This window comes from Methylorubrum podarium (assembly GCF_040270385.1).
Lineage (GTDB): Bacteria > Pseudomonadota > Alphaproteobacteria > Rhizobiales > Beijerinckiaceae > Methylobacterium > Methylobacterium podarium.
The window spans coordinates 1-9,316 of record NZ_JBELQE010000064.1 but is presented as its reverse complement, the minus strand read 5'-3'; the positions used below and the strand labels follow the sequence as shown (position 1 = coordinate 9,316).

The 9,316-nt window shown below is 71.0% G+C and carries 8 protein-coding genes; 5 read left to right on the top strand and 3 right to left on the bottom strand.

Features of this window, described 5'->3' with window-relative positions; genetic code table 11:
• Positions 1–275 precede the first annotated feature (275 nt).
• Complete coding sequence (locus tag ABS772_RS11255; RefSeq protein WP_350394547.1) at positions 276–854, top strand: type 1 glutamine amidotransferase domain-containing protein; 579 nt, start codon at positions 276–278, stop codon at positions 852–854.
• A 242-nt stretch (positions 855–1,096) separates the two neighbouring features.
• Here ABS772_RS11255 and ABS772_RS11250 read toward each other — a convergent pair whose 3' ends face one another.
• On the bottom strand, positions 1,097–1,396 hold the full coding sequence (locus ABS772_RS11250) for a hypothetical protein (RefSeq protein WP_350394545.1): 300 nt from the start codon (positions 1,394–1,396) through the stop codon (positions 1,097–1,099).
• A 142-nt stretch (positions 1,397–1,538) separates the two neighbouring features.
• A complete protein-coding gene (locus ABS772_RS11245) occupies positions 1,539–2,564 on the bottom strand; it encodes a TerC family protein (RefSeq protein ID WP_350394543.1) in 1,026 nt (341 codons plus the stop codon).
• 296 nt (positions 2,565–2,860) lie between these two features.
• Here ABS772_RS11245 and ABS772_RS11240 point away from each other — a divergent pair, with 296 nt between their 5' ends.
• A complete protein-coding gene (locus tag ABS772_RS11240; RefSeq protein ID WP_350394541.1) occupies positions 2,861–4,090 on the top strand; it encodes a TIGR03862 family flavoprotein in 1,230 nt (409 codons plus the stop codon).
• 39 nt (positions 4,091–4,129) lie between these two features.
• Here ABS772_RS11240 and ABS772_RS11235 read toward each other — a convergent pair whose 3' ends face one another.
• A complete protein-coding gene (locus ABS772_RS11235; protein ID WP_350394539.1) occupies positions 4,130–5,002 on the bottom strand; it encodes a collagen-like domain-containing protein in 873 nt (290 codons plus the stop codon).
• A gap of 333 nt (positions 5,003–5,335) precedes the next feature.
• Between ABS772_RS11235 and ABS772_RS11230 the strand changes: the two genes are divergently transcribed.
• The 3 genes from ABS772_RS11230 to ABS772_RS11220 all read left to right on the top strand — a co-directional run bounded on the left by ABS772_RS11230 (position 5,336) and on the right by ABS772_RS11220 (position 9,171).
• Positions 5,336–5,782: a hypothetical protein gene (locus tag ABS772_RS11230; RefSeq protein WP_350394537.1), complete on the top strand. Its 447-nt coding sequence runs from the start codon at positions 5,336–5,338 to the stop codon at positions 5,780–5,782.
• Positions 5,783–5,925: 143 nt separating this feature from the next.
• Positions 5,926–7,458 (top strand): malonate--CoA ligase, encoded by a 1,533-nt coding sequence (locus ABS772_RS11225; RefSeq protein ID WP_350394535.1) that lies wholly within the window; start codon positions 5,926–5,928, stop codon positions 7,456–7,458.
• Positions 7,459–7,704: 246 nt separating this feature from the next.
• Positions 7,705–9,171: a PAS domain-containing protein gene (locus ABS772_RS11220; RefSeq protein WP_350394534.1), complete on the top strand. Its 1,467-nt coding sequence runs from the start codon at positions 7,705–7,707 to the stop codon at positions 9,169–9,171.
• Positions 9,172–9,316: the final 145 nt, after the last annotated feature.

Genomic DNA, 9,316 nt, shown 5'->3' with positions numbered 1-9,316 from the left:
TCGCGCCACCACCGTCATATACAAACGTTGTATGGTCGGCTGGGTCTGATGTTTATATCTCACTGGGTGGGTTCGGGGGTCGGGACGCCGGGATTGGCCATGGACCGCCTCCTTCGCAGGATTGGGAGAGTGGCGGTCCAACACATGCCCTCCGGTCCGGTTCCGTTCCTCCTTCGTCTCGCTTCTCCCGTCGTGCGACGCCGTGACGGATGCCGGAACCTCGCCGGGAGCGATCGGTTGGCCCGGCAATCCCCCGACACGGACGGAGCGAATGCATGCCCGATATCCGAGAGGCGAAGATCCTCATCGTCGCCACCGACGGCTTCGAGGAGAGCGAGCTGACGGTGCCGCAGGCCAAGCTCAAGCAGGCCGGTGCCACGGTCACCGTGGCGAGCCCGCAATCGCGCCAGTCCAAGGCGACGATCCGGGGCTGGGACAAGACCGATTGGGGCCAGGACGTGCCGGTCGATCTCGACCTCGAGAGCGTGAACCCCGAAGACTACGACGCCCTGGTGCTGCCCGGCGGGCAGATCAACCCTGACAAGCTGCGCCTCGAGCCGAAGGCGCTCGACGTGGTGCGCGCCTTCCTCACCTCCGGAAAGGTCGTCGCCGCGATCTGCCACGGACCCTGGCTGCTGATCGAGACCGGCGCGGTCAAGGGACGCACCGTGACCTCCTTCGCCTCGATCAGGACCGACGTGATCAACGCGGGCGGGAACTGGCAGGACAAGGAGGTCGTGACCGACGGCGGAATCATCACCAGCCGCAATCCCGGCGATCTCGACGCCTTCTGCGCCAAGATCGTCGAGGAGGTGAAGGAAGGCCGCCACGAGCCGCGCCAGCTCGCGGCCTGATCCGACGTCCGACGGATTGGTTCGGTCTCACCTCCGTCATTGCGAGGCGAAGCCGTGGCAATCCAGAGCGCGACCTTTCCGGAGATGTCGCGCTTCTGGATCGCTTCGCTGACGCTCGTGATGACGGAGTTCGGGGAATTGCCGGAGTGATCAATCAGAAGCCGTTCGCTTCCGCTCCCGCGCACGACAAGGCTGCGGACCTTCGGGCCGGCGGCCTTTTTTGTGGCCCGATGACGCGAGCCTTAGCGCTTGGCGACCGCCTTCTGCAGCTTCGGCCGCTCCGAGGCGGCGCCGGCCATCAGCTTGGCGAGGTGGTCCTGATCGAGGCCGCTCATGCTGGCCGGCACGATCTCCGCCTCCGTGCTCCCGCGCTCGGCCTTCCGCGCGGTGATGGAGCCCGTGGTGACGGGGTCGGCCAGCCCCGCGACCGGCAGGGCCGGCGAGGCGGGCTCGCGCTGGACGCGCATCGCCCAGTGGGCGGCGGTGGAGAGGACGGCGATGGCCAGGATCGCCTTGATGCCGCCGGTCAGGAAACGCCGCATGGTCGGGCCCGAATACGCTGGGAACGCAGCCGGTTCCCCGGCCTGTCCCCATCATTGCGCAGGATCGTGAACGAACCGTCCGACACGCCTCGGGCGAAGCGTGCCGGATCGGGAAGAGGCGCTCGCGCGGATCTCCCGCCCCTCAGGTCCGGTGCGCGACCTGCCCCGAGGATTTCTGGTTCTCCGGCTCCGCCGCGCCGCGGGTGCGCCACAGGCTGTAGACGACGCCGAGGGTGAGCAGGACCAGGGTGACGAGGAGCGACACCCACGGCGGCAGGTGGACGAGTTCCAGCGTGTCGGCCACCACGATCTTGGCGCCGATGAACAGAAGGATCAGGGCGAGCGCCGTCTTCAGGTAGGCGAAGCGGTCCACCATCGCCGCCAGCGCGAAGTAGAGCGCGCGCAGGCCCAGGATCGCGAAGATGTTCGAGGTGTAGACGATGAAGGGGTCGGTGGTGATCGCGAAGATCGCCGGCACGCTGTCGACGGCGAAGATCACGTCCGCGATGTTGACGAGCACCAGCGCCACGGCGAGTGGCGTCAGCCAGCGCACGGTCTTGCCCGTCTCGGGATCCGGCCTGCGGACGATGAAGCGCTGACCCTCCGGCTTGTCGGTGATACGCACCCACTTCCTGAGCAGGCGCATCGAGGCGCTGTTCTGGACGTCCTGCTCGTCCTCTTCCTTCGAGACGAGCATCTTGATGCCGATGTAGATCAGGAAGGCGGCGAAGACCGAGAGCACCCAGTGCGCCTGCTGCACCAGGGCCGAGCCGAGCCCGATCATCAGGCCGCGCAGCAGCACCGCCGCGAGGATGCCCCAGACCAGCACCCGGTGCTGCGCCACCCGCGGCACTCCGAGCGAGGTGAGGATCACCGCGATCACGAAGACGTTGTCCATCGACAGCGACTTCTCGATCACGAGGCCGGTCACGTATTCCTGGGCCGGGTCGAACCCGAGCATCCACCAGATCCAGCCGCCGAAGGCGAGGCCGAGGGTGAAGTAGAAGGCGGTGAGGAGCAGGCTCTCCTTCACCCCGATCTCGTGGTTCTTGTCGCGGTGGAGCAGGCCGAGATCGAAGGCCAGCAGGCCGGCCACCAGGGCGTGGAAGCCGAGCCACATCCAGACGGGCTTGCCGAGCCACTCGTGGGTGAGAAATTCCATCATCATTGCGCGGGACCGGATGCTTCGCTTTCGGGAGAGCATCGGCTCCGACATCGCGGAGGCGTCTGCCGCCCCCCTCCCGAGCGGTCCGCTGGATTGGCGGACGAATGGCCTCACCGGGATTCCGGGAGCATCGCGAGGGGCACGGTGCGCGTTCCGCCAGAGGGGCCCGCAGCCGATGCCGGGCAGTTAGAGGGCCGATCGCGTCGAATCAAGGGCAGCGCGATTTTCCATCCTTGATTGCCGCCCGGAACGGGAGAGGCGCTTGACAGCGGCGCTCGCTCCGGGGCTTGCCGCGGACCATGGATGCGGATCGAGACAACGCCATCGCCATCGCCATCGTCGGCGGCGGCCCCGCGGGGCTCGCGGCGGCGGAGGTGCTGGCCGGGGCGGGGCGGCCGGTCACGGTCTACGAGCGCATGCCCTCCGTCGGCCGCAAGCTGCTCATCGCCGGGCGCGGCGGGCTCAACCTGACCCATTCCGAGCCGCTTCCGGACTTCCTGGAGCGCTACGGCCCCGTCGATCCGCGCCTGCCGGCGGCGGTCGCGGCCTATCCGCCGGACGCGTTGCGGGCGTGGTGCGAGGAGCTGGGGCAGACCACCTTCGTCGGGTCGAGCGGCCGGGTGTTCCCGGAGAGCTTCAAGGCCTCGCCGCTCCTGCGTGCCTGGCTCGCCCGCCTCGACGGCCTCGGCGTCGCGATCCGCACCCGGCACCGGCTCGTCGGCCTGGAGGAGGGGGCGCTCACCTTCGAGACGCCGGAGGGTCCGCGGGTCGTCCGGCCGCGGGCGACCGTGCTCGCCCTCGGCGGCGCGAGCTGGCCGCGCCTCGGTTCGGACGGGGCCTGGGTCCCGCTCCTGAAGGGGAACGGCGTCGCGGTCGCGCCGCTCAGGCCCGCCAATGTCGGCTTCCGGGTCGCGTGGTCGGCGCATTTCGCGGAGCGCTTCGCGGGCGAGCCGCTCAAGCGCCTCGCCGCGCGAATCGGTACGGCGAGCGCCCGCGGCGAGGCGGTCGCGACGGCGGACGGCATCGAGGGGGGCGTGATCTACGCGCTCTCGCGGCCGATCCGCGAGGCGGTGGAGCGCGACGGCGTCGCCGAACTCGTCCTCGACCTGCGCCCGGATCTCGACCGGGACGCCCTCGAGGCGCGCCTCGGCCGGAGCCGCCCCGGCGAGAGCCTGTCCACCCGCCTGCGCAAGGCGGCGTCCCTGAGCCCCGCCGCCATCGGCCTGCTGCGCGAGGCGCACGGCAACGCCCTGCCGAGCGCGGCGGACGCGCTGGCGGCGGCGATCAAGGCGGCGCCCCTGCGGCTCCTCGCGCCGGCCCCGATCGCCCGGGCGATCTCGACGGCGGGCGGGGTCCCCTTCGCCGAACTCGACGACCGGTTCATGCTGCGGGCGCGGCCCGGCCTGTTCCTGGCCGGCGAGATGCTCGACTGGGAGGCGCCGACCGGCGGCTACCTGCTCCAGGCCGCCTTCGCCAGCGGCCGGGCGGCGGCGACGGGGCTGCTCGCCTGGCTCGATGGGCGGAACTGAGCCCGGCCCAGGCCCGGCTCAGGCCCCAGCTCAGTCTCATCAGGGCCGGGCGCAGATGCCGACCATGCCGCCGCTGCCGGCGGCGCAGGACGCCTTCGCCTCGCCGTCGAGGGTCGCCGCGCCGCCCGTCTGACAGGTGGCCGAGGCCAGCACCTCGCCCGCCTCGCAGGAGAGCGTGCAGCCCGCCTCGGTGCAGCCGCGTGCCCGCACGACGCGGAACGGCGCCGGCCCGGTCGCGGCGGCCTCGCCCTTCGCGCCCGCATCGCCCTTCGGTCCCGTATCGCCCTTGGGGCCCCGTTCGCCCTTCGAACCCGGTTCTCCCTTCGGCCCCGGCTCGCCCTTCGCTCCCGGCGCGCCCGGAGGTCCGGCCGGCCCGGCTTCTCCCTTCGGTCCGGTCTCACCCCTCGGTCCCTGGTCGCCCTTCGGCCCCGCGGCGCCCGCGGGACCGGGCGGTCCCTGAAGGCCCGCCGTGCCCTGCGGTCCAGCCGGACCCGGGTCGCCCGGCTTGCCGGCCGGCCCTTCCGGCGCGCAGTTGGCGACCACCGCCTCGCGCTCGTCCTCGCCGACTTTGATCACCGCGACGCAGGTCGGGGGGCGGTAGGGCAGCCGGAACTCGAAACGTCCCCGCCGGTCGGAGAGGACGGAGATGTCGTCGTCGAGGATCACGGTCACGCCGCTCTTGCGCGCGCTGCCGGTGATGCGCAGGTCCCCGCCCTCGATGCGCGCGTCCCAGATCTGGATCGGCTGGACCGGCGGATTCGTCGCCTTGGCGCGGGAAGATCGCGGCTGCGCCGCCGGCTCGCCCTGGGACGGCGCCTGGGCCGCCGCCGGTCCGGCCAGCGCAAGGGCCAGCGCGATCAGGAGCGGCGCGCGCGTCGGCTTGTGCCGTCTGAGGCTCGGCGGGTTCGGCATCCTCGGTCCTCCGATCGTGTCCAGCGCGTCTCCCGGCGCGGCGGCGAAGGTTTCCGTTGCGGACCGGCCAGGGTCAAGCCCGGGCGGCCATCCACATCCTTCCACAGCGCCCGTCCACAGGCCAAGCGGCTGGCACGGGAAGCCATTCGAGAGATCGTCCACAGGCGAGCCCACAGCGTGACCTGGGCGAAGCCGGCCCCCCGGGGCGGTGGGAGAAAAGCGGAAGCCATCGGCCGGCCGATGTCCTAAGAAGGCCGGCAAGGCGCCCGATCCGCCGGCTTTCCGCCGGGCGCGGACAGCTGGAACCCACGACCTCGAGACCGAACTGCCGCCATGCTTCGCCCGCTTCTCGCCGCCCTGTTCCTCCTGTCCATCGCCGCGCAGACGCGGGCCGACGAGTGCGACGCGCTCGCCGCCCGCATCGCCCAGGCGACGGGGGCGAAGAAGGCCGGCCGCCGGGTCGGGCCGAGCATCGACGTGAGGGCGGCGAGCGGGGTGAAGCTCGATCTCACCTGTCGCGCGCAGCCGATCGTGCAGGCGTCCTCCAGCGATCCCTCGCCCTCCGCGGAGTATTTTCGCGAGCTGACGATCGCGGCCGAACTCGTGGTCGGCGAGCCCGCCTCGGTGGTGCAGCCGATCCTGGCGCGGGCCTACCGGACGGCGCTCAGCGAGGGGCGCAAGTCCTTCATCCAGCAGAACGGCTGGTCGGCGAGCTGCTACACCGACAGCGCCGGGTCGCTGCGCACCCTCTGCTCGGTCGGGCGCATCCCGACGGAGTGACGCTGACAGGCGCGGCGGCGTGAGACCGCTCGGCGCCCGATCACGACCCTTCCCGCTTGAACCAAGCGCGCGCCCGCGCCAATGCGGAGGGCAAGGATCCGTCGCAAGGATCCATCGAAGGACATTTGGTGAGGAAACCCGCGATGGCCGAACCGACCGTCAACCACCTGTTCGGCCTCGTGCGCGCCCACTGCCCGGCCGAGCCGGACGCCAAGGTCTTCATCGAGACGTCGGAGGGCGCGCGCTACAGCTATGCCGACCTGCTGGCCCGCTCCGGCGCCTATGCCGGCGCGCTCCGGGCCCTCGGGGTGAAGCCCGGCGACCGGGTCGCGGTGCAGGTCGAGAAGAGCGCCGAGGTGATCTTCCTCTATCTCGGCGCGGCGCGGGCTGGGGCGGTCTTCCTGCCGCTCAACACCGCCTATACCGGCCCCGAGATCGCCTATTTCCTCGGCGACGCGGAGCCCGCCCTGTTCGTGTGCGACCCCGCCCGTGAGGCCGACCTGTCGGCGGTGGCCCGGGCGGCCGGCGTGCCGCAGCTGCGCACCCTCGACGCCGCCGGCCGCGGCAGCATGGCCGAGGCCGCCGACGCGGCGAGCCCCGATTTCGCCGACGTGCCCCGCGGGCCGGACGACCTCGCGGCGATCCTCTACACCTCGGGCACGACCGGGCGCTCCAAGGGCGCCATGCTGAGCCACGACAACCTCGTCTCCAACGCGCTCACGCTGGCGCAGTACTGGCACTTCACCGAGCGGGACGTGCTGATCCACGCCCTGCCGGTGTTCCACACCCACGGGCTGTTCGTGGCCACCAACATCGTGCTCGCCACCGGAGGCACGATGCTGTTTCTCCCCCGATTGGATGCGAAAAAGATCCTGGAGCTGATGCCGCGGGCCACCGCCATGATGGGGGTGCCGACTTTCTACACCCGCCTCCTGAAGGAGCCGGGCCTGACCCGCGAGGCGGCTTCGCACATGCGCCTGTTCGTGTCGGGCTCCGCGCCGCTGCTGGCCGAGACGCACCGGGAATGGGAGCAGCGCACCGGCCACGCCATCCTCGAACGCTACGGCATGACCGAGACCAACATGAACACCTCGAACCCCTACGAGGGGCCGCGGCGGGCCGGCACGGTCGGCTTCCCGCTGCCGGGGGTGACCCTGCGCGTGGTCGAGCCCGAGACCGGGGCGCCCCTCGGCCCCGAGGAGGTCGGGATGATCGAGGTCAAGGGGCCCAACGTGTTCCTGGGCTACTGGCGCATGCCGGAGAAGACCGCCGCCGAGCTGAAGGTGGACGGGTTCTTCATCACCGGCGATCTCGGCAAGATCGACCGCGACGGCTACGTCCACATCGTCGGCCGCGGCAAGGATCTCATCATCACCGGCGGCTACAACGTCTACCCGAAGGAGATCGAGAGCGAGATCGATGCGCTGCCCGGCGTCGTCGAATCCGCGGTGATCGGCATCGCCCATCCCGATTTCGGCGAGGGCGTGACGGCGGTGGTGGTGCCGGGCGCGGGCGCGCCCGACGAGGCGGCGGTCCTCGCGGCCCTCGAAGGGCGACTCGCCAAGTACAAGTGCCCCAAGCGCGTCCTGTTCGCGTCGGACTTGCCGCGCAACGCCATGGGCAAGGTGCAGAAGAATCTTCTGCGCGAGAAACACGCCGACCTCTACCGGGGCTGACGACCTCTTCGCGGACGGCCCGGTCGATGGCGCCCCGCCTTCCAGCGTGGCCGCATCCGATGAATACGCATGACCCGAAACGCCCATCGCATCGGGTGCTGGCGCTCTCAAGCCTGTGATGCGATGCTTCGCGACGCAGGTGATAAGAGCGGGCCTCATGGTTCCGGGGGTGAGCCGTCCCGGCGGCACGCGCCGCCGCCCGCCCGCGGTGTGTGTCGTGCCTGAACCGCGGAGTTTCGTTCGAACGTGACCAGCAGTGCCGAGCAGGACCGGATCGATGCCGAACTGGTCCGCGTCTCCGACAGCTCCGATCCGTTCGCCGCTGCCGTCAAGGCGACGCGAATGCCGATGCTCATCACGGACCCGCACCGGCCCGACAACCCGATCATCTTCGCCAACGAGGCCTTCATCAAGCTCACCGGCTACGGCCGCGAGGAGGTTCTGGGGCGCAACTGCCGCTTCCTGCAGGGGACGGAGACGGATCCGCGGGACGTGGCGCGCATCCGCGACGCCATCGAGCGGCGGGTGCCGGTCGAGCTCGAATTGCTCAATCACAAGAAGAACGGCGAGGTGTTCTGGAACCGCCTCCTGATCTCGCCGGTCTTCGACGACGAGGGGCAGCTCACCTACTTCTTCGCCTCGCAGTTCGACGTGACGCTGGAGCGCGACCGGATGGTGCGGCTCCAGCGCGACCGCGACGCGCTGGAGCAGGAGGTCGAGCGCCGCAACGACGACCTCACCCGCAGCGAGCACCGCCTCGAATTCATGCTGGCCGCCGGCCGGCTCGGCGCCTGGAGCCTCGACCTCGCCGAGCGCCGGCTCGTCGCCTCCGACCTGTGCAAGCTGAATTTCGGCCGCCCGCTCGGCGAGCCCTTCACCTACGACGACCTCGTCGAGGCGGTGGTGCCGGACGATCGCGAGCGGATGCAGGCGGCGATGAAGGCGGCCATCGATCGCCGCAGCGATTACGACGTGGAGCACCGGGTCTCGGCGCCCGACGGCGAGATCCGCTGGGTGCAGCTGCGCGGCCGCGCCTCTTACCGGGCGGACGGGGCGCCGCTCTCCATGGCCGGCATTTCGCTCGACGTGACCGAGCGCAAGCGGGCCGACGAGCAGCGCGCCCTGCTCGCCGCCGAGATGAAGCACCGGGTGAAGAACTCCATCGCCACGGTCCAGTCGATCGCGCACCAGACCCTGCGCAACGCCGCCTCCCTCGACGACGCCCGCAGGACGCTGGACGCGCGCCTCAACTCGCTCGCCACCGCCCACGACATCCTGACCTCGGAAGCCACCGCCGGCGTCACCCTCGCCGAGGCGGTGGAGAGCGCGCTGCAGCCGTTCCGGGTCAGCCCGCGCAACCGCATCCGGGTCGGCGGTCCGGAGGTGCGCCTCAACTCCCGCCTGACGCTCGCCGTGGTGATGGCGCTGCACGAACTCGCCACCAACGCGGTGAAGTATGGCGGCCTCTCGAACGAGTCCGGCCGGGTGATCCTCAACTGGGACATCGAGGGGACGGCGCCCAAGCGCCTGCTGATGCGCTGGGAGGAACTCGACGGCCCGCCGGTGGAGAAGCCGTCGCGGGTCGGCTTCGGCACGCGCATGATCGAGCGGGTGCTGGCCGCCGAGTTCGGCGGCGAGGCCCGGATCGACTACCGCAGCCGCGGCCTCGTCCTCACCGTCGAGGCGCCGCTGCCGGAGCGCGAGGGCGGCTGACGCCCGGTCGAGGTCTCCTCGTCGCGGCGTCGTCGATCGGCGGCGGATTGCCATGGAACGGCCAAGCCTGGTCCGGGGTTGAACCGCGTCACACCCAAGGCGTCTGCGCCCGACCCCGCGGAACCATGCCGTCCTCTCCCCCGAC